Annotated in this window: 23 protein-coding genes; 16 read left to right on the forward strand and 7 right to left on the reverse strand. The window is 44.3% G+C overall.

What is annotated here, in order from left to right; all coding sequences use genetic code 11:
- Positions 1 to 155: 155 nt before the first annotated feature.
- From MM817_RS13560 to MM817_RS13590, 7 genes are all read left to right on the forward strand, one after another.
- Positions 156 to 509, forward strand: a complete 354-nt coding sequence (locus MM817_RS13560; protein ID WP_241716105.1) for a hypothetical protein — start codon at positions 156 to 158, stop codon at positions 507 to 509.
- Positions 510 to 758: 249 nt separating this feature from the next.
- Positions 759 to 1,718 (forward strand): PLP-dependent cysteine synthase family protein, encoded by a 960-nt coding sequence (locus tag MM817_RS13565; RefSeq protein WP_241716107.1) that lies wholly within the window; start codon positions 759 to 761, stop codon positions 1,716 to 1,718.
- 256 nt (positions 1,719 to 1,974) lie between these two features.
- On the forward strand, positions 1,975 to 3,633 hold the full coding sequence (gene recJ / locus MM817_RS13570) for a single-stranded-DNA-specific exonuclease RecJ (protein WP_241716109.1): 1,659 nt from the start codon (positions 1,975 to 1,977) through the stop codon (positions 3,631 to 3,633).
- Between the two features lie 3 nt (positions 3,634 to 3,636).
- Entirely contained in the window at positions 3,637 to 3,984 is a 348-nt protein-coding gene (locus MM817_RS13575; RefSeq protein ID WP_241716111.1) for a hypothetical protein, read from the forward strand.
- Positions 3,985 to 4,265: 281 nt separating this feature from the next.
- A complete protein-coding gene (locus tag MM817_RS13580) occupies positions 4,266 to 4,451 on the forward strand; it encodes a hypothetical protein (RefSeq protein WP_241716114.1) in 186 nt (61 codons plus the stop codon).
- 742 nt (positions 4,452 to 5,193) lie between these two features.
- The gene (locus MM817_RS13585; protein ID WP_241716116.1) at positions 5,194 to 5,481 is read left to right on the forward strand and encodes a transposase; all 288 of its coding nucleotides are present in this window, start codon (positions 5,194 to 5,196) and stop codon (positions 5,479 to 5,481) included.
- An 11-nt stretch (positions 5,482 to 5,492) separates the two neighbouring features.
- Complete coding sequence (locus tag MM817_RS13590) at positions 5,493 to 6,380, forward strand: IS3 family transposase (protein ID WP_241716118.1); 888 nt, start codon at positions 5,493 to 5,495, stop codon at positions 6,378 to 6,380.
- A gap of 192 nt (positions 6,381 to 6,572) precedes the next feature.
- Here the strand turns inward: MM817_RS13590 and MM817_RS13595 are convergent, their stop codons facing one another.
- Positions 6,573 to 6,857, reverse strand: a complete 285-nt coding sequence (locus MM817_RS13595; RefSeq protein ID WP_241716120.1) for a hypothetical protein — start codon at positions 6,855 to 6,857, stop codon at positions 6,573 to 6,575.
- Positions 6,858 to 7,074: 217 nt separating this feature from the next.
- Here MM817_RS13595 and MM817_RS13600 point away from each other — a divergent pair, with 217 nt between their 5' ends.
- The 6 genes from MM817_RS13600 to MM817_RS13625 are packed head-to-tail and all read left to right on the forward strand — an operon-like array spanning position 7,075 to position 11,288.
- Positions 7,075 to 8,148, forward strand: a complete 1,074-nt coding sequence (locus MM817_RS13600; protein ID WP_241716122.1) for a glucose-1-phosphate thymidylyltransferase — start codon at positions 7,075 to 7,077, stop codon at positions 8,146 to 8,148.
- A 12-nt stretch (positions 8,149 to 8,160) separates the two neighbouring features.
- Positions 8,161 to 8,904, forward strand: a complete 744-nt coding sequence (locus MM817_RS13605) for a glycosyltransferase family 2 protein (protein WP_272879998.1) — start codon at positions 8,161 to 8,163, stop codon at positions 8,902 to 8,904.
- A gap of 20 nt (positions 8,905 to 8,924) precedes the next feature.
- Positions 8,925 to 9,647, forward strand: a complete 723-nt coding sequence (locus MM817_RS13610; RefSeq protein WP_241716123.1) for a glycosyltransferase — start codon at positions 8,925 to 8,927, stop codon at positions 9,645 to 9,647.
- Between the two features lies 1 nt (position 9,648).
- A complete protein-coding gene (locus tag MM817_RS13615; protein ID WP_241716125.1) occupies positions 9,649 to 10,485 on the forward strand; it encodes a glycosyltransferase family 2 protein in 837 nt (278 codons plus the stop codon).
- A gap of 1 nt (position 10,486) precedes the next feature.
- Positions 10,487 to 11,074, forward strand: a complete 588-nt coding sequence (locus tag MM817_RS13620; protein ID WP_241716127.1) for a tektin family protein — start codon at positions 10,487 to 10,489, stop codon at positions 11,072 to 11,074.
- A gap of 16 nt (positions 11,075 to 11,090) precedes the next feature.
- Positions 11,091 to 11,288 carry a hypothetical protein gene (locus tag MM817_RS13625; RefSeq protein WP_241716129.1) on the forward strand — a complete coding sequence of 66 codons (198 nt, stop codon included), beginning with the start codon at positions 11,091 to 11,093 and terminating at the stop codon, positions 11,286 to 11,288.
- Positions 11,289 to 11,309: 21 nt separating this feature from the next.
- On the opposite strand, the gene MM817_RS13630 is transcribed toward MM817_RS13625, so the two are convergent.
- From MM817_RS13630 to MM817_RS13650, 5 genes are all read right to left on the reverse strand, one after another.
- Positions 11,310 to 12,017 (reverse strand): glycosyltransferase family 2 protein, encoded by a 708-nt coding sequence (locus MM817_RS13630; protein WP_241716131.1) that lies wholly within the window; start codon positions 12,015 to 12,017, stop codon positions 11,310 to 11,312.
- Positions 12,018 to 12,095: 78 nt separating this feature from the next.
- Positions 12,096 to 12,848 (reverse strand): iron-containing redox enzyme family protein, encoded by a 753-nt coding sequence (locus MM817_RS13635; RefSeq protein ID WP_241716133.1) that lies wholly within the window; start codon positions 12,846 to 12,848, stop codon positions 12,096 to 12,098.
- 84 nt (positions 12,849 to 12,932) lie between these two features.
- Positions 12,933 to 14,054 carry a GerAB/ArcD/ProY family transporter gene (locus tag MM817_RS13640; protein ID WP_241716135.1) on the reverse strand — a complete coding sequence of 374 codons (1,122 nt, stop codon included), beginning with the start codon at positions 14,052 to 14,054 and terminating at the stop codon, positions 12,933 to 12,935.
- Positions 14,051 to 15,247: a Ger(x)C family spore germination protein gene (locus tag MM817_RS13645; RefSeq protein WP_241716137.1), complete on the reverse strand. Its 1,197-nt coding sequence runs from the start codon at positions 15,245 to 15,247 to the stop codon at positions 14,051 to 14,053. The genes MM817_RS13640 and MM817_RS13645 overlap by 4 nt, the downstream gene beginning before the upstream one ends.
- Positions 15,244 to 16,734 carry a spore germination protein gene (locus MM817_RS13650; RefSeq protein WP_241716139.1) on the reverse strand — a complete coding sequence of 497 codons (1,491 nt, stop codon included), beginning with the start codon at positions 16,732 to 16,734 and terminating at the stop codon, positions 15,244 to 15,246. The genes MM817_RS13645 and MM817_RS13650 overlap by 4 nt, the downstream gene beginning before the upstream one ends.
- 436 nt (positions 16,735 to 17,170) lie before the next feature.
- Here MM817_RS13650 and MM817_RS13655 point away from each other — a divergent pair, with 436 nt between their 5' ends.
- Positions 17,171 to 17,824 carry a metal-dependent hydrolase gene (locus MM817_RS13655; protein WP_241716141.1) on the forward strand — a complete coding sequence of 218 codons (654 nt, stop codon included), beginning with the start codon at positions 17,171 to 17,173 and terminating at the stop codon, positions 17,822 to 17,824.
- Positions 17,825 to 18,381: 557 nt separating this feature from the next.
- Here the strand turns inward: MM817_RS13655 and MM817_RS13660 are convergent.
- The gene (locus MM817_RS13660) at positions 18,382 to 18,594 is read right to left on the reverse strand and encodes a winged helix-turn-helix transcriptional regulator (RefSeq protein WP_336605178.1); all 213 of its coding nucleotides are present in this window, start codon (positions 18,592 to 18,594) and stop codon (positions 18,382 to 18,384) included.
- Positions 18,595 to 18,995: 401 nt separating this feature from the next.
- Between MM817_RS13660 and MM817_RS17030 the strand changes: the two genes are divergently transcribed.
- Both MM817_RS17030 and MM817_RS13665 read left to right on the forward strand, forming a co-directional pair.
- A complete protein-coding gene (locus MM817_RS17030; protein ID WP_272879999.1) occupies positions 18,996 to 19,130 on the forward strand; it encodes a hypothetical protein in 135 nt (44 codons plus the stop codon).
- A gap of 43 nt (positions 19,131 to 19,173) precedes the next feature.
- Positions 19,174 to 19,482 (forward strand): alpha/beta hydrolase, encoded by a 309-nt coding sequence (locus tag MM817_RS13665; protein ID WP_336605180.1) that lies wholly within the window; start codon positions 19,174 to 19,176, stop codon positions 19,480 to 19,482.
- Positions 19,483 to 19,507: the final 25 nt, after the last annotated feature.

A 19,507-nucleotide genomic window follows, 5' to 3' on the forward strand; every position in this document is an offset into this window, starting at 1 on the left:
CGAATTTGATCAAATAGTGTACACTGATGGAAGGAATGATATACGGAGATTGCGACTCTACAAAATTTCCCTTTTGAACAAAAGTGATCATACCATTTTTATAGACGAGTCTACTACACCCATACTTATTGGCATGAGTTTCTAAAAGAGCAGCCGTGCTCGCACAATGCTATGCACTCGCGTATGGGATTAACATCGTTGCGTATCCAGAGTACTTAGATGACCAACGAACGATCACGGATCTGATCGGAAGTGTACACATGCCAGAAAGACATTATGGTCGAGTGGAACCCATCACACCAGTGATTGTAGGTTGCGTCGATAATGCCCCCACACGAAAACTGTTGCACGAACAAGTGCACACACTTCGTGATGCGGTGTACATCGACAGTGGCAACGGTGGCGTGACGGTTCCAGATAATCCAGACCACATCAACCGGTATCAGCTGGCGAAGATCAAAGCGACCGGCTGGAATGGGCAAGTGGTTGAGCAGATGAAAAACGAATAGATAAAACAAGATTAACACCGTCTACCCCTCGGTAGGCGATATTTATACATGAAAATGCTCATGGGAAAAGGTATATCTTCCAATTGAATAGTATGGTATATTCAAAATATCTATCATCAGAAGATTGTATTCTAACCTATAAGTACATCCGTTATTGCATAAGTATGCATGGTAATGAAGAGCAGTAGTGTCGCTATTGAGGCAGGATAGGTCAAGATGCCACGTTACTATTATAAGGGGACAGGTATAATGAAAAAACTGATAGACAATATTTACGATGCTATTGGCGAAACTCCCATGTTACGACTTAGCAGAATTACAAAACACTATGGGGTAGAGGGAAACATATTTGCGAAATTGGAGTACTTGAATCCTGGGTTCAGCAAGAAAGATCGTCCTGCTCTACAGATGATTGAGGAAGCTGAAGCCAGCGGTGAATTAAAGTTGGGACAGACTGTTATCGAACTGACAAGTGGAAATACGGGTACGGGACTATCAATTGTATGTCAAGCAAAGGGACACCCATTTATCGCATGTATGTCTGAAGGAAACTCGATGGAACGAGCCAAAATGATGCGTGCGCTTGGAGCGGAAGTCGTTATTGTTCCACAAGCTATGACATCAGTTAAAGGACAAGTGTCTGGAGAAGACCTAAAATTAGTAGAACAAACGACTCAAAAATTAGCACGGGAAAGGGATGCCTTTCGCGCCGATCAGTTCAAGCTGGATAGTTCATATAGAGCACATTTCTTTCATACCGCTGTAGAAATGTGGGAGCAAAGTGATGGTCAAATAGATTGCTTCGTCGATATCGTTGGAAGCGGCGGTACTTTTGAAGGATGCGCCGAAAAGTTAAAGGAATTAAATGGATCTATTCGATGTTATATTGCTGAACCGGAAAATGCCGCTATATATGCAGGGTATCCTATTACAAATAATGGGCGCCATAAAGTTCAGGGATGTGGATATGCATTGGATTTACCCAAGATAAATAAAAACTTGATAGACGGATGTATACAGGTTACTGATAACGAAGCCTGCGAGACGGCAAGAGACCTCGCTAGGCTTGAAGGAACCTTTGTCGGTATTTCATCAGGAGCAAATGTTAGCGCAGCAATTAAATTACTGAGAGATAGAGAAAGAGGAAACAACATCGCGTTGACCCTAAATGATAGTGGTTTAAAATATTTAAGTACTGATTTATTTTAAATACTGGGTAGTGGGGCTCTGTGCAGATGGAGGCAAACTTCTTGAAGTATAGGGTGCGTCTATCACCAAGCGTCTATAGAGAAACTTCTTGCGAAAATCTGCACGTCTATTCTGCAATCCACTTTGAACATAAAACCCCAGACTACCCATCCTTCATCTTCATAGATGACTTCTCTAAACGCTATCAGAATACAAAACAGATAGCGTTGTTTTCGTGTATTCTTGAGTAGACACAGAATTAGTGAGGGATCTTTTCATGAAACGTTGGATAGGTAGGAAAGCAGATATCGAACTTGCTCAACACATCGCAAAGACTTATCAACTCCACCCACTCGTTGCACGCATTGTAGCAGCGCGTGGTTATGACGTAGCATCGACACAAGCGTTTCTATCTCCATCACGCGCACAACTTCATGATCCCTTTCTCATGCACGACATGGGCAAAGCAGTAGCGCGGATACAGGAGGCGATTGTGCGTAATGAAACCGTGATGATCTTTGGTGACTACGACGTCGATGGTGTTTCATCGGTCACGATTCTCGTCAAAGCCCTGCGTAAACTGGGCGTAGATCCCCTTTGGCGCGTGCCGGATCGCTTTTTCGAAGGCTACGGAATTCGTCCGCAAGCGGTCATCGACGCGAAGGAGCAAAGTGTCCATCTCATCATCACTGTAGACAATGGAATTGCCGCACTCGAAGCGGCAGATCTTGCACGTACAAGTGGGATCGATCTCATCGTGACGGATCATCACCATATTGGCCATCAACTGCCTGACGCCTATGCACTTGTCCATCCAGCGCTCGGCGATTACCCGTTTCCTGAGCTATGTGGGGCAGGTGTGGCGTTCAAGCTTGCCCAAGCGTTACTCGGTTTCTTCCCGGAAGAATTACTGGAGGTCGTGGCGCTCGCTACGATTGCCGATCAAGTCCCGCTGATTGGCGAGAATCGTATCTTCGTCAAGGAAGGCTTGCGTCAGATCAATCGGTCTCCAAGCGTAGGAATCCATGCACTAGCTGATGTGGCTAACAGCAAGCAAGGTGTAACGTCAACACACGTGGCGTTCCAGTTGGCTCCTCGCATCAATGCCATCGGTCGTCTGGCTCATGCCAAACGTGCGGTTGAACTGCTTCTTGCAGATGATCCACAAGAAGCTCAACGTCTAGCGCTTGAAGCTCACGCACTCAATCAGAAGCGACAAGCCATTCAAGAGCGCATCTATCAGTCGGCGCTAGCTCAGATTGAAGAACACGCTTGGACGGATCAGACGTTAGTCGTCGCAGGCGAATCGTGGCATGAAGGAGTCATTGGGATCGTCGCAGGGAAACTCACGCAAAACCTGTACAAGCCTACGCTGTGCCTGTCGATCAAAGATGGCGTCGCCAAAGGATCAGGACGGAGTGTACCTGGTGTGGATCTTTATGCGTTGTTGCAAGCTGTGCAAGCAAAAACAAGTGTGTTCACCGCATTTGGTGGCCACGCAGCGGCGGCAGGATTCTCCTTACCTGCTGATCGAATTAACGACTTACGGAGTGCATTGGCAACGGTCGCACAGGATATCGAGTGGGACCCACCGCATATCGATGTGGATGCACCGTTACACGTGCATGAGTTGACACCGCAGTTCATCGCCAATCTGAAGCGACTTGAACCGTTTGGCCAAGCGAATCCCGAGCCTATTTTCTTCTTGCGTGATGTACACATTGGGGATGTACAGACGATGGGCGCCAAGCAGCAACACCTACGCGCACGCGTGAAAGAAGGAACGGGACCTAGCTATTCGCTCGTCGCGTTTGGAGAAGGGGAACGGATTGCACAATGGCTAGAACGGACCCAGCGTCATGTGCTCGTCCATGTGGAGGAGAACCGCTATCGAGACATGGTACAGATTCAGATGCGATTGGTGGAGGCGAAATGATGTATGGAACGATTGAATTGTATTCCTGACTACCACCTTCCGAAAAACACCACCCGTTTCCATCGTCAGAAACTACGATTCAAGCAGGATTGTGATCAATTAGAGCAGGTGCTTCAACAGATGAGGTTACGGCAAGAGGTTCAACCCACCGAATATGTGACGCGAAAGATCACCGCAGTGGCTCTACGTATCGCCTCTGGTCAAAGAATGAGAAACGAAGATCACAGTCATCCCGCTAAAAAGTTACTCGCTTCACTGTCGCGTTACGATTACCAGCGAGCAAGGTATATAGGGCAACAATTTGATGGGATTTATACTATTTTAGTGGGTAAAGAAACGGAGTCTGGTTGAGGGAGTGTGGATATACAGATTCACAAAGCGAATAAGAGACGTTGATGATAACGTTACAAGGTGTGTACAGGTAACGTTACAGATCATTGAATATATGGATAGTTGGTATAAACGAAATCGCATCCATTCAGGCATGGGGTATTAAACTGCTCTGGTGATGGATGATCATGGATCCATTGCTTCATGAGTTTGTTCATGTGTGGTTACTAGCTTATACTAAATCCATTCGTCGCTGTCGCCTATCTCAGAGAGGTGGCAGTAAGACGTACAGGAGAGCCAACATGCTCAGCATAATCTATACTCACGAACGCCTTGTAGGAGAAGGACTTCGATACGCCGAAAGAATCATTCGGGATGCAGCCATGGGTCAACCACTGACGAATGGTGAATATTTGGCTATCATTCGTCAGCATCGGAAAAAAGCAGTCTTAGCAAAACGGCAACGTAAGGCCAACAATGCAGCCTAATGGTCTCGATGGGTCGCAGTGTATGAACGAGCAAAGGAACGTGTACGCAAGTTCGAGAGTAAGTGACGTAGAGCGGTTTGCGGGAAAAACGCAAGAGCCGTTCATTGATGAACTGGCCTTGGAAGAGGTCGGCCTACTCTATCGCCCGATGTCATGTTATCTTTTATACAGTAAGAGAACATACACACACGGCCTGTTCGCCACATGCAGTTTTGGCATTTGATAGGTAGTGATTCCCATTCATCGGATAATTGATAACTGATATAGCTAATATTGTGAGGTGAAGGTTGATACATACACAACCACCTTTTCACGAAATGTGCTGTTTTTAGTATTTCTACAAGTAGGAATACTATTCGGATGATTTTATAGGACAGATTCTTTCAACAGCAAAGATAGAGTTTATTACATTTAAATAGTAAATTTCTAGAATGGATCAAAAATCAAGAGTGGAATCTCATGTGTGAGATGTGAAGTAACCATCTACATCGGGGGGCACATTGTATATGTAAAATAGGTTGATATAGTTTGTGCAATCACCCCTGATGCCTAAAAGGAAGGAGGAGTGATGACAAGCACGTATATGAATGATTGACAAGGAGGAATAGCTAAGCGTGGATACCTACAATTCGTGTAAGATCAATTTACTTGGCCAATGACTGATTTGGAGCAGTATCATTTTAGTTGAGTCAACAAACTCGTAATTCTGGAAAGAATGATAAAAAAGGAAGAAGGAATCCAGATGCGAGTGTACGACAAAGAATTCAAAGAAGAAGCAATAAAATTGTCTTATGAAGTCGGGCCAACCGTGGCCTCCAATCAACTGGGGATCCCATCCACAACGCTGTACACATGGAGGAGCCAAAGCAAGCAACATGGTTCCTTGGCATTTGTAGGCAGTGGTCATCCGCGTATCGATCCGAAAACTGCTGAGTTAAAGGGGTTGGAAAAAAAGATCAGGGAACTGGAATCCGCCAATGATATCCTGAAAAAGGCGTTAGCTTTTTTCGCAGAGAGCCAAAAGAGGTAGCTGCACGAGATTTGTTTCGTTTTATAGGGATTCAAAAGGAAAAAGACGAAGCCAAGCACAGCGTGAAGGAAATGTGTAAGGTCTTGCAGGTCAGCGAAGCTGGCTACTATCGCTGGCGGCGTACTCAAAACATGCCCTATATATACGATGATCTTTTGGCGAAGATCCGTCAGATTCGTGCAGAAAACAAGGACTATGGAGCGTACCGCATCTTTTTGGCCTTGCAGCTGTTTCACGGCTATACCGGTACCTACTATGTCGTCCGAAGACTTTGCAAAACGCATCAGCTGATGCTGAAGAAGAACCATCACGCGAAGGGGATCACCAAAGCGGATCCGGCTGCACAAGCGAGCGAAAATCTGATTAAGCAGGATTTCACTGCCACGGCCCCCAATCAAAAGTGGCTGGGGGACATCACGGAGATCCCCACGGCAGAGGGCAAGCTGTATGTCAGCGCCGTATTGGATTGTTATGATGGCACGATTGTAGGGTTTAAGATGGCGAACCACATGAGAGCAGAACTCTGTGTCGCGTCATTCATCTTGGCTGTCCAAAAGCATCAAGCCTTTGGCATGACGTTTCACAGTGATCGAGGAAGTCAATACACCAGCAAGATGTACCGGGAAACCTTGGCCAGATACGGTGCGGTGCAAAGTATGAGCCATACCGGAAGATGCTACGACAACGCCAGAATGGAGTCCTTTTTTGCCACGCTGAAAAAAGAGTGCATGTACAAGGTTAAAACAGAAACATTGAAGATGGAGGTGGTCAAAAGCATGATTTTCCGATTTATCGAAATTCACTATAACCGGAAACGAATTTACACAACAAACGATGGATATCCACCTTTGATGAAACGTCGTCAATATTACCGAGACCAGCTGTCCAAGGTGGTATAAAAAGCGGGTAGCTAAGGTCTTACTCCCAACCTCTGTCGCAAGACCGTTTTTCATTTTACTTAGGGATTCATTCGTCAAGGTCAGGTCGTATTTTCCAGAAAAGTACGTCTGGAAAATCTCCACCTTTCCCTTGACTTCACCCACAATCCCTAGGCGTAGCCATGGGCCGGTATTACGAGTTTCGGGGCTAAACTAAATTTGACAATTCCAATTAGCCAAGTAACACAGGAGATTGTTATTCACATATAAGCATAGGTAGCATTGACGTTGAATTTCAAACTCTTGTGGAGCGATGATTACTGCTGCAATAGTGAAGAAGCGACCCAATTGTGTATTATCCCCGACAGTGACTAAGGCATGTTCCGTGGCTAAAGATAGCCAGGCATGTTCTGCAACGAATACATTTCTTCCATATTCAACTGTACCTGGCCCATAAACCGCATAGGGTTCATTTATGTGAACTTCATCCATTTCCATTCAGTTACCCTCCATTGGATATCGTATGCTATATAGTCAAACCCAGTCTAAACACGTGTCTTGAAGCAGATACCCTATATGTTCCCAATTATTTTTCGATACTCAGAAAGATGTCCATACCAATGTCATTGATCCTTCATAGTGTAATGAGAAGTAACCACCATGTGTTGGGGGCAGCTTTTCCATAGATAAATAACGAAAAAGGAGGGGGATGCGAATGAAAGGTTTGATCCTTTCAGGGGGGAAAGGAACTCGCTTGCGACCTCTCACGTTTACCAGTGCCAAACAGTTATTACCCGTTGCCAATCGATCTATTCTTTTTTTAGCTATCGATGCTATGCGGGATGCAGGTATTCATGACATTGGGATCATTGTTGGGAGTACCGCAAAGGAAGTGAAACGAGCTGTTGGTGATGGTTCGTCGCTAGGCGTTCGCATCACGTATATTGAGCAACTAGAACCACTGGGTCTTGCCCATGCCGTATGGAAAGCTGAATCGTTCTTAGCAGGCAGCTCATTTGCCATGATGTTAGGAGACAATCTCATACATGGTGGTATAGGTCATGCTGTCCGTCAATTCATCGATCAGTCCCCCGATGCTCTGGTGCTTTCTGGGCCTGTTGATGAGCCTGAACACTTTGGCATTATTCAAGTACATGGGGATCAAGTCACTCGTCTCATCGAAAAGCCTTCACAGGATGTGGGCAATCTTGCCCTATGTGGCGTGTATCTGTTTCAACCGATCATCCATCGCGCGATTCATTCCATACAACCATCCACACGAGGAGAACTGGAAATTACGGATGCCATTCAGTGGCTTGTCGATCAGCAATATTCAGTGACGTATGCGCAAGTATCCAGTTGGTGGAAGGATACGGGGCGCCCTTGTGATCTGTTAGACGCGAATCGCCTGCTACTGGAGGATCTTTCAACGGATATTCAGGGATCCATCGATGACCAGTCTGTTGTGATCGGGCCTGTTTATGTAGGTCCTGGAACCATCATTAAGCAGACAACCTTGCGTGGGCCCATCTCCATTGGGTGCGATTGTTATATTGATCATGCCTATATTGGTCCCTATACATCTCTTGGAGATGACGTTTCCGTCGTGGATACGGAGATTGAATATAGCGTCGTTCTTTCTGGATGTGCCATTGTTCAGGGTCCAAGGTTAGATCAATGTTTATTAGGGAGAAATGTACAGATCAATCGTGCAAAGCACAGCCCACACGCCTTTCATATGGTGCTTGGAGATTCATCCACATGGGAGTGGGCATGTCACAGTGTATAAGGAGAGTTGAGCATGTCAGAGATTGATTTGGTGATTGTCAATTATAATACGAAGTCTATGTTATTCCAGTGTTTGCAAAGTATTGCGGCTCACACCTCCATCCCACATGAAATCATTGTTGTTGACAATGGGAGTACCGATGGCTCTGTTCAAGCACTTCGTCACGTGAACTCAGACCATCTGATCGTCATTGCCAACAACCACAACAAGGGGTATGCAAAGGCGTGTAACCAAGGGATTGTCGCAGGATCAAGTCCGTACATTCTTTTGCTCAATAGTGATGTCATGGTGACTGAACAGTGGTTAGAGCCTTTGCTTCATTGTATGAAGAGTGATCCGCGGATTGCTGTCGTTGGCCCGAAAATGATCGATGAGCACGGGCGCATTACAGGTGCTGGCGTTGTTGGAACGGAAGCGCACCATGTCCCGCGTGGGTTACTCGAGCGAGATGAGCCTGGAAAGTATGATCAACAGGAAGATTGTTTGAGTGTTTGCGGAGCAGCGTATCTTATTCGTCGTGATCTCCTTGGAGAGTTAGGACTGTTTGACGAGCATTACTTTTTTTATTTTGAGGAAACAGATTATTCGTTTCATGCACGGCATCAGGGCTATCGTGTGGTGTATTGTCCACAAAGCACCATTTATCATCTCATGGGACAAAGTTGTAACGATCATGGAAAGCTTCGCTCCATGTTTGAAGAGAGCGAGCGTTACTTTAAGAAAAAATGGGCGCATGTTATGCATGATTCACAATGATGTAGAAAGGAGTGAAACCAGTGACTTATTATCGGAAAGCGACGAACAATAAACTCACGGCCATGATGCAAGTTCGTAACGAATCTCATCGCTATATACGACAAGTACTGGATGACTTATCTGAGTACGTCGACGAAATCGTAATTGTAGACGATGGATCAACTGATGATACGGCTGCGATTTGCGCCAGTTACCCCAAAGTGGTTTCTCTGGGGCGATCAGATGCTTCACTCTATGGGATCAATGAGATGGCCCTTAAATTACGCTTATTTCGTCGCACGCTTGCGACAAGACCGGATTGGATTTTAGCGATTGACGCAGATGAATGTTTTGAACCTCGATTTAAAGACGATGTTCGAGGGATGATCAATCAAACTCTCCTGGATTGGTATGCATTTCGTTTTTATCATTTTTGGCATTCAACGACTCACTATCGTGTGGATAAATTATGGGCACCCGTACAATATGGTCCTCGACTCTTTCGCTACCTCCCACAAGCCACCTATCGATGGAATCATCAAGCATTGCACGGAGGTAGTTTACCGATGAATCTCGTATCGGAATTCCCGGGCACTTCTTCTTCTCTTCGCATCAAACATTTTGGCTACGCAGGATCCGTTGAAGAGACGCTGCGAAAGTACCAATTTTATGTGTCGCGCGATCCGAATTCAGACTTTTGCCCACGTAGCCACTATGATTCCATGCTGGACGAACATCCTATCTTGGAACCGTGGGTGGACTAGGATGAGTTCATCCATTGAAGTGATCATGGTGAGTTGTAATACATGTGAAAAAACAGCACGATGTCTTGCTCTTTTATTGAAGTACACGGATGTTCCTTTTCATATCTGGGTCATTGATAACGCATCCACAGATGGGTCACAAGAGATGCTCAGAACTTACCAACACATGCACCCAGCCTGTGTGACTGTGATCGAAAACACGACCAATGTCGGGTATGCCCCTGCCATTCATCAAGTGTATGTCGATCTTCATCCCACCTCTGACTTGTGCTACGTCAATTCCGATGTGTACGTTGGACCGCAATGGACTTCGCGTTTACAGCGCCATCTGATGCATGATCCGCAGATTGCAGCTGTAGCCCCTATTGGGCGAGGCATCGGGGGTAGACAGGATCTAGATCATAAAGGAAGAGAATGGGCGGGGAACGCCTATAGTGAAGCCGTACTCCTGGCAGTCAATGCTACGCTTGAATCAGTGATCCCATGTGCAGTGACAGCGAAAACACTCCAAGGGACGCTTTTGTATATACGAAGATCGGCACATGAGGAGATTGGTGGTCTGGATCCAGAGTGCATCTGTGGTGCAGATGATGCAGATTGGTGTTTGAGAGCCAGGCTTGCCGGTTGGAAACTCGTGATCGCGCTAGATACGTTTGTTTGGCATGATGACCACAGCTCTTTTCGTCGCTTAGAGGATCAGGGAGAGCAGTGGATTGATTGTAGTTGGGCGTACTTTAATCAAAAATGGGCAGGACGATTGGATCATCTGACCTGGGTAGATTTAATGGAAAATGCCACACCGACCGATGATCCGGTGTATCGCTATGAGGAATTTTAAGTTGGCCTGCCTAATTACATGTTTTCCTAGTTTTGTGCCAAGTCGCTCACTTGTATACGTGAATATGGTACAAGAGACGACCAGTCACCACCATCCACCACGGAAAGGGGATCATCCAATCATGCCGCACGGTTCAGGCCACATAAAGGGCAAGACACTGATTGTACAAACCATTCAAGCAGGTAGCTTAGACACGCAACACATCAAAGTCAGAGGACATCGAGTGGTGTTACGGTATCCGATTCGAAAGAGAATCCATACCCTTCGACGAGAATTGCATGAGTTGCACAAAGAACTTCATCACATCGATCATACGTTGAAACGTGAATTGCACCGACAAGAAGAGCAAATGCGCGATCTTCAAAAGGAACTGCGACTGATGAAAAATGAACTGGCCAGCGGATTGCCGGCTAATCCTGTTCTTCAAGCCTATTTCACAGCTTATCAACATCAAGTCGTCACTGTGACGACAGGCGGGGGAAGCATCACCGGTACAGTGACGTTAGTTGGCACAAATGCCGTTGAAATCACTGAAAGTACAGGAGATATTGTGGTCATACCTTACGGTAAAATCGTTTCTATTTCATAAAGAGGGGTGAGTTAAGATGACATTTGAATCATTTTTGCATGCTTTTATCGGTGATACCGTAGAAGTGGTCGTCCCGTCATCCATGTATGAAGGGACACTCACGTCTGTACAAACAAGCTTTATTCAAGTGCAGGAACCACCCATTGTCTATGGTCAGCCGATTACCGTGACCATTTCTACTTCAAACATCGATTATGTTCGGATCTTGGTTTAGTGCCATGTAACGTGACGTTGTTCATGGGAATGGATCAGTCAGATTCACTTGTGCCCATGCAGAATAGGGGTGATCGGATACTTGACTGCTACTCCATGAGCGAATCACACGATGATATAGAGGCTGGTTGATGATGGCAATGCGACTTTTTTGCAGAAATTGAAGTGTCATAGCCACATCTTCATAGAGTCTGCCGTAAGAAGAATCGGATACATCCCATCCTCCAAAACTCCGTAATCGGTCCGTGCGATAGAAGCGGGGGATGGGTACTTTTGCATACTCTTTCGAGACGGTAATCGGTGTAGAATGTTCAATGCCACGATACAACAGATGGCCTCTTCTTGTTTGCCTCCAGACATGATAGGAGGAGGTGAGGAGTCCCACTTCGTGACTCTGATCATCCATTTCGCTCAAAAGAGTAGACACTGCCAGATTGGGTAACCAATCATCGGCATCTAGTTCTAACAAATAGATCCCTTTGGTTTGCAGTAACGCTGCATTTAATGCATGTGCCTTTCCCAAATTAATCGGCAAAGTGATTAACTTAATCCGTGAATCATGAAAGGAGCGAACGATATCAATGGTGTGATCCGTGGATCCATCATCGACAACCAGGCATTCCCAGTCATCAGTCGTTTGATCAAGTACCGACTGTAACGCCTTCGAGATTCGCATTTCTTCATTGTATGAACAGATGACAATGGTTACTTTTGGATGGGTAGGAATCATGTTAACCTTCCTCGCTAACCCGTGTCGTCGCTTATCTTACCTTATGCAAAAACAGTGCTTATAGTCACTATATGTGCGCTACGGTGCAGGATTGATCGATTGTTTTAGCATTTCTTCATGTAAGTTGGTATACATAGTTGCTTCGGAAATCGCAATTTCTTTCCCTGTTCGATACATGATCTCTAGGTTTGTTGGATTCTGCTCCTTCATGAGTATATTTTTACATAATTGATAATGATGAGGCTCATGTTCATGTGCGTGAGCCGTCCAAAATGTCACGTCAATGGGATGCACTCGCTGATAATGAGGGTGTTCCATCCCTTTAGCGATCATACCCATGACTGTACCTGCAAAATATTCAGACCCAAATCCCACTGCTGCCACGGCTTCTATAGGTGTGGCATTGCGGAAAAAATGGATAAACCCAGTAATGGCTTCAGATACCGAAGATGACATGGGTACTAGAGGAATGCCATGTTGATCAAGGGTAATCGATGGGTACACGGAAGTGAGGAAGGTGCGATAAAGGGATTCGTGATCACGACCCATGATTCCACGACCTGCTTCATCCCACAAATTATCTGCCAAGGGTATCCACCACTCACTCTGTGGTTCCATGGCTGATATGGCTGCACCTAATACGCGAGGAAAGTGTCGACTATAGTAGCTATATTGGATCGCAAAATAACGAAGTTGATCCATAGAATAGTCACCACGAAGTAAAGTCTTAAAAAATACGCCCTCATAAAAATAATCGTGAACAATTTGATCCATGGCTACCTCAATGGACTGTAAAGGATTCAGTATGATTTCATCTGATGAGAATAGCATGCTAAAACCACCTTTTATAGTGTAAACTTATGTTCATGATAGCATAAGGCTAGGTTGCTACACGTGAAAATTTTTCGGTGATTGTCATTCTGTTTGTGGTGCAGGTATGGGTTGCCCTTTGAGATGGGCTATTACCCGTTTGCCCCATGACATCAACCAAATGAGGATAGGCAATAGACTCAATATGCCACACATCGTATACAAGGTGATGGTTTGTTCGATGCGTGCGTGATCCTTCGCGAGGTACCAAGCGATTACTCCAAACGAACTAAAAGTGAGAAGCATCCACAGATGTTTCCAAGTCCACACCATTTGTTGATCTTTCTTCGATGGGAAAAGGAGTTCCCATCCTAATCGGAAATAAAGAATGGTGCGGACATAGGATCCAAGCGTCATTAATAGTAGTCCATACACATCAAAACGATCGACGATATAGAGGTGGATATTTCGTAACGTTTCCTCAGATGGATAAGTGAGTGACGTCGCAAAGCCTAATCCGAATATTGTAATCACGCCTATAATTGGAGTTATCATCATAAGAGTTTGAAGGCCAATATTTGCAAACCATAATTTAAAAATTTTATTATGATCTTCCGATTTAATAGGGATGATCAATAAAAATAAAAGTTCTGTCCACATACTGAGTACAAGCCAAGTACCCCAGAATACAGGTTTTATCCCATACTCCAAGATCGGCAAGAGATGTCTAAAATCCTTCATAGGGGTACTCATGAACGTCACTGATGTACCCGTGATCAGACTCGAGATACCAAGAATAATCGCCGTTCGTAAAATGATATTTGTCCCTTTGAGAATGGCATAGAGACACCCAGAATAAAAAAATATGATTAAAGCAATCAAAGGCGTATCTGGGTAAAAATTGATTTTAATAAAATCGGATAAAAACGCAATTGAACTGCAGGAAAGAAAAAACAGATACAACCCGATGACGATCACGAGGGAATGGCTGATCATGGGTCCAAATTGTTCTTTCATCCATTGCTTAAAAGGAGCTGTTTGAACTTGCAACTTGACTCTCCAAATGGCCATGATTATGAGCAGGGCGATAGGAAGAGACACAAGCACCGATAGCCAAGCATCTCGTCCAGCCGTTTGCAATAAAAAGGGGAGCATCACTTCATGACCCATAATCGGCAGTGTCATCACCATGGCAAAAAAAGTTTCCCAGGCGGTTGCATGCTTCATGTGTTTGACCCACCTTCCCAATCCATGTGTAGTGAAGGCATGGGAACCTTCGGGTAGACATAGCGAGCAAGACCAGGATGCACAATATGTACCTTTACGGAAGTGGTAATCTGTGCATGCGTAAATACGTCATCCCATGTCGGACTCAATTGATGCCATAATTGGGGTTGTGTTCGGTAAAGGTGCAACCCAATATCAAGAATATCTGCGTGATCTTTTTTTTGTAACACAGTGATGGTGTCTGTGAGAATGGCTTGTACTTTTTTGGCGATTGCGACTTCCATTTGTTTTGTAGCAATGGATGGATCCATCGTATGATCCCCTGAATCTTGTGCAAGGGTCCCTTCAATATGGAATTGAAAATGAGCGACTAGATGACCGTGCGTCATCTGCATATGCATGATCGTATTTTCCTTTGTTAGTTCAAGGGCTTGTAGTGAATGACTTTTACTATTTGCGACATCGACAGCCCCTCCCTTTTCCTGCCCTAGAAGCCACACGAGTCCTTGCGTTTCTCTCGTATTTAATTCTCCAACCATGTGATTATGATGAAAAATTGCCGTTCCTGCATACTCTACTAAGGGTGTTTTCGATAAATCCCTTTGAATATGGATCATGGGTAAATAACCTGTGTTCATCGGTCCATACATATCCCGAAGAAACTCGCGCATCGTAGGGGTTGTATAATTAGATATAAATCTGATATTTTCCATGCCGGAAGAAAGCGGAAACGCAGCATTCGCCCCACATGAGGTGGAATCATGAAGTACTTGTTTTACCGGATCGTGAGTAACAAAAAGATAGGCGGCAAGGTGTGGTTGTTGATCGCGAATCCAAGTATCAAAAACCCAGTATAGATCTTCCCGCGCTACGGTGCTACTCATAACAAGTGACTTTGTATGTGTAAAGACAATGCGGCGTTTTGCATCGCGGATCATTTCTCGTTCAATCGTTAATGCAGTTTGACCTGTACCAGTGAGAATGGTACGTCCCTTAGTACTCGTTCCTCCTTTGCCCATTTGTGCTCCAATAATTTCAACGATTAATCGAAACTGTTGTGCTCCCACTTTCTCAATCCCGATTCCCGAAACTATGGCGGAATCTCTAAGTTCTAAACTACTCCAGCATCCAGTGACCGAGATGGATAGTAACCCATACAAAATCATTTGAGAGAAAAATCGAGATATATTCATGGATGCCCTTTCCGTTTAGGTAACTCTTTGATTCTTGTTTGCTGTTGAACCGGTATACTGTGGGGGCGTTTACTAAAAAAGCGAATCGGCATTCGAATAATAGTATCTTTCCAATCAGAAAAATAAAGAGGAGCGAGTGGAGCCATAAAAGAAACACCAAATGAAGTCAGGGAAACCATGTGAGTAAAGGTCACAAGCGTAACCATGATCACTCCGAACAAGCCAAATATACTAGCACTCACTAAATAAATTAGACGTAAAATCGAAACAACATCCGCAATAGAGGTTAAAAGAAAGCCAGAGATAATCGATGTGGCTACGACAATGATTGCAGGAGGCGTCATGAGTCCAGCATCGACAGACACTTGTCCGAGTATGAGCGCACCTACGATACTCACAGCAGATCCTACTGTTTTTGGTAAACGAATACCCGCTTCGCGCACTAATTCAAAGCCAATTAACATGATAAAAATTTCAAAGGAAACCGGAAAAGGTGCTTTTTCATTAAATCCCTGAAAGCTGGGAATAAGCGCCGTTGGAATCATTTCTTTATGAAAGTTAGTCGCGGAGATATAGAGACCAGGAGTAAGGACACTCACTGGTAAACTAAGAAATCGCAGTATCCTCAATAAGGTGACATAATACGGTCTAGAACTATAGTCCTCTACACCCTGAAAAGATTCGACAAATAGATGGGGACCATAAAGCGTTGTCGGATCGCCGTCGACAATGATGATAATTCTCCCCTCCGTCAAAAGAGCGGCTGCTCGATCTGGTTTTTCTGTATTTCCGATGGTTGCAAAGATACTTAAAGGATTATCCTCAACAATCTGCTCGATCTCTCCCGAACTTGTAATGCTATCTAGTTGTATTTCTTGTAATTTTTGTTTCACGTAGTGTAGAATTTCAGGCGCTGTCAATCCTTCGATATATGCAATGACCAGTTTTGTGTGGGTGATGGAACCAAATTCATAGGGATGAAAACGCAGACGTGGATCTTTAATACGCTTGCGGATAAGTGCCATATTGGTTCCAATGGATTCTACAAATCCTTCATGTGAGCCGCGGACAGACATTTCAAATCCCGGTTCTTCGATCGATCGTTCGGGTAACGCAGGAGCAATGATCACTAAGCATTCTTCTTCACCATCAAAAAAAAGAGCAACTCCCCCTTGTAAAAGCATGCTTAAACAAGGTTCGATGGAGTGAAAACGGGTGGTATTTTTAATTGCAATATGGTTTTGTGCTTCATCTATCATAGATGTTGTTAGAACAAAAGTGTGTTGCAATAAGGGCGTGATGACACTAGGGTGAATTTGATCCTTATCTGCCAATCCTGAAACCATGACACTCATGATCAGCTTGGGTTCTGCATATACCGTGTTAATTTGAAAATATTCATATTGAATATCATCACTATGACCAAAAAGATTTTGTATAAGTTGTTTATTTCTTTCAAGATTCGGTGAAAGGGCATGGATCATCATTTGTAAACCTCTTTAGACTACGAATGGTTGAATAGGTAATTTTTCTATACATTTCATGTATAGAATGTGCAGGATATCTGTGAACTATTCTTTCCTTTTTCAACTATTATCCAGATCATTGAGCATAGTACTTATTTCATTGAAGCTGTGAAAATGCCCTTTGCAACAACTAATATGAATGACACGGGTAAACAAACGTATTGCCAAAAGAATAGGAATCCGTACAAAAGACGCAGATGCTGATTTTATAGGCAAGATGAACCTGTACCGAAGATGGAGTGAAACCTTCCTCTATCCATAAATGAAAAAAGCGTGAGGGTATCATTCAGCGAGTGACTGTCGGGTAGTGCTCATTGTGGAATGATTGTAGTATGAATACTTTTCTTCGGATCATGGTTTAAAGAGAGAAGGGAGTGATTAGCTAGGTCGCACCTATATGGCCATCGGAGCACTAGGAGCAACGGTCATCATGCCACTGTTGATACGCTTTCCGTGGGAGCCGATTTCAGCGATGAGGACGGTCAATCTTGTACCAGAAGCGCTCGTGGTGGTAGGAGCGGTCTTAGGTTCGCTTGTACCGGATCTGGATGAATCACATTCACTATTAGCAAGGAAAGCAGAGATGGTGGGGCGGATGGCTTTTCTTCTCATCGCGTTGTATGTACTCTATGTAGGGCATGTACCACTGACGCCGTTTAGTCTAGTAGGTTATGCGTTGCTGGCGTTTACGTTGTTCTCGCGAGCGAATCTGATGCGAAAGATCGCGCTTGGAGCTGTGGGCCTGTTCGCCATCTACGGTGTGGTCACTCATGTGATGCCATTAGTGGCTGGACTCGCCTTCTTTGCATGGAGTATGGGGGCAGCCTTTACGAGTCATCGGACGTTCACGCATAGCGTGCTTGGAATTGGGCTGTTTTCACTGGGCATGATGATGAGTTTGCACGGGATGTCGGCAGTGTCTGCGGAGGCTGCGATGGCAGGATATGAGCTTCATGTGATTGCTGATGGAATTGCAGGTGGTGTGCCCCTGTTGTGGCCACTTCCTGCACGACAAGGCATTCAGTGGGTGCATAAGGGAAGTACGGCATAGATATACTAAGCATCATCCTTCCGGAGGAGAAAGTGATCGACGATCAAGCCAGATGTACACCGGGATAATGAAAAAAGGTCGATGTAAATACCATCGGCCAAAGGGATTCCGATGGCTAGCTGTGGGGACAGCAGCAACGGAAAGTGCTCAATACGGCAACCATAGTATACATGAATATGGTTGAAATTGCGACACGGAAATTAAGGATATTTTTGAATTCCCCTATAAAAAGGCATGCATTGTGTTAGATGGATCACACATGAATGGGTTTTATAAAATAAGTATTCATAAATAACTGGTAGTATGCATAAAAGGTGATTGATCTAGGCTTTTGCGCTAATTGTCACACATTCCTTCTTTTGTGTCCACAACTTTATACTAGGTCCAGAATGGTAAGTCGTATTGGTTCCGGAAAATCATATCGCGTAAAGATGACGAAAAAACAGAATAAAAAATACTAAAGCATCCAATTTTCCACCCCCTCAGAGATGAGGACATAGTAAGAACTTTCCTATTTAGGAGGCTGGGTGGTTCACCTTTGAGACGATCACAGTGGCTCACATTGATCTGGACAAAAACACAACCCATTTATTCGCCCATTTTTGGACTTGAGACATTGCAGGTTCAAGTTCGCGATCTTTCACCGTAAGTTCATATTCCACACGTACTGGCATTTCGGTGTAAACATGCTGTTCTACTATCCCTGGTGTGTCCAACTCCTTGAGTTGTTCAACGAGCATTTTGTCACTCAGATGGGGAGACCCGTGCATCTCTTTCCTAACAATTCAAAAGCGGATTCAAATTGTAGACAGAGTTTAAGAACTTGTATCATTTTAGCACGTCCGTTCACAAGCTTATTTTAACATACTTATTGATAAAATATAAGTTACTACTGTATAGTATTAGTTGTAAGGTACAACTCACAAAATGAAAGTAATCAAATTAATAATATGATGATAAGTTGTGGGTTACGGTTTGTTGGTAAATTCTCATTGTGTTGGGGTTGCACTCTTTGGACCCGATGCTTACGCAATTCATCTTGCATAATAAAAGAGATGATACGGTTTAAACAATCAATGGTGTATGAACTTTGCCGTCCAACGAACATTGAACCTGGAAAGAGGTATCCCGTGTTGTTTGTGATGCATGGTATCGGGAGTAACAAAAAAACATGTTTTCATTTATTGAAGGTTTGGAGGAATCTTTTTTCATCTTTAGTATCCTAGGTCATATTCCGCAGGTAGCTGGTTTTGCTTACTTTACGGGTATGGCAAACCGCACAGAGAAGGTTTCGATAACGCGATAACTCGGCTCACGAATTTCATCAACGATCGTGTGACCAGTACCCAATAGACTCGAACCGTTTGTACTTGCTTGGGTTTAATCAAGGAGCAATTCTTGCAATGACACTTGGGTTCATACCTGGAAATCACAGTAAGGGAGTCATTGCTGAACTTAGCGGGTACATCCCAGACTTCGTAAAGGAAGAATACAACATAAAACTGAATTATGATCAAATGGATCAGGTGTTGCCTTATGAATGGGGTAGAGCAAATGAAGAATTCTTTAGAGGATTAAGTGCCAATGTTACTTTTCGAACGTATCCGGAACCGCATACGATAATGTGGAATATTTGCATGATTTTCAACTTAGGTTAATCGATGATTCAGCAAAGTACAAGGA

It is taken from the genome of Sulfoacidibacillus ferrooxidans (genome assembly GCF_022606465.1).
Taxonomy (GTDB): domain Bacteria; phylum Bacillota; class Bacilli; order Alicyclobacillales; family SLC66; genus Sulfoacidibacillus; species Sulfoacidibacillus ferrooxidans.

Coding starts and splice junctions, on each gene's coding strand:
- MM817_RS13565 (WP_241716107.1), top strand. CDS start 759: ATGAAAAAACTGATAGACAATATTTACGATGCTATTGGCGAAACTCCC.
- recJ (WP_241716109.1), top strand. CDS start 1,975: ATGAAACGTTGGATAGGTAGGAAAGCAGATATCGAACTTGCTCAACAC.
- MM817_RS13575 (WP_241716111.1), top strand. CDS start 3,637: ATGGAACGATTGAATTGTATTCCTGACTACCACCTTCCGAAAAACACC.
- MM817_RS13580 (WP_241716114.1), top strand. CDS start 4,266: ATGCTCAGCATAATCTATACTCACGAACGCCTTGTAGGAGAAGGACTT.
- MM817_RS13585 (WP_241716116.1), top strand. CDS start 5,194: ATGCGAGTGTACGACAAAGAATTCAAAGAAGAAGCAATAAAATTGTCT.
- MM817_RS13595 (WP_241716120.1), bottom strand. CDS start 6,857: ATGGAAATGGATGAAGTTCACATAAATGAACCCTATGCGGTTTATGGG.
- MM817_RS13600 (WP_241716122.1), top strand. CDS start 7,075: ATGAAAGGTTTGATCCTTTCAGGGGGGAAAGGAACTCGCTTGCGACCT.
- MM817_RS13605 (WP_272879998.1), top strand. CDS start 8,161: ATGTCAGAGATTGATTTGGTGATTGTCAATTATAATACGAAGTCTATG.
- MM817_RS13615 (WP_241716125.1), top strand. CDS start 9,649: ATGAGTTCATCCATTGAAGTGATCATGGTGAGTTGTAATACATGTGAA.
- MM817_RS13625 (WP_241716129.1), top strand. CDS start 11,091: ATGACATTTGAATCATTTTTGCATGCTTTTATCGGTGATACCGTAGAA.
- MM817_RS13630 (WP_241716131.1), bottom strand. CDS start 12,017: ATGATTCCTACCCATCCAAAAGTAACCATTGTCATCTGTTCATACAAT.
- MM817_RS13635 (WP_241716133.1), bottom strand. CDS start 12,848: ATGCTATTCTCATCAGATGAAATCATACTGAATCCTTTACAGTCCATT.
- MM817_RS13640 (WP_241716135.1), bottom strand. CDS start 14,054: ATGAAGCATGCAACCGCCTGGGAAACTTTTTTTGCCATGGTGATGACA.
- MM817_RS13645 (WP_241716137.1), bottom strand. CDS start 15,247: ATGAATATATCTCGATTTTTCTCTCAAATGATTTTGTATGGGTTACTA.
- MM817_RS13650 (WP_241716139.1), bottom strand. CDS start 16,734: ATGATGATCCATGCCCTTTCACCGAATCTTGAAAGAAATAAACAACTT.
- MM817_RS13655 (WP_241716141.1), top strand. CDS start 17,171: ATGGCCATCGGAGCACTAGGAGCAACGGTCATCATGCCACTGTTGATA.
- MM817_RS13660 (WP_336605178.1), bottom strand. CDS start 18,594: ATGCACGGGTCTCCCCATCTGAGTGACAAAATGCTCGTTGAACAACTC.
- MM817_RS17030 (WP_272879999.1), top strand. CDS start 18,996: ATGTTTTCATTTATTGAAGGTTTGGAGGAATCTTTTTTCATCTTTAGT.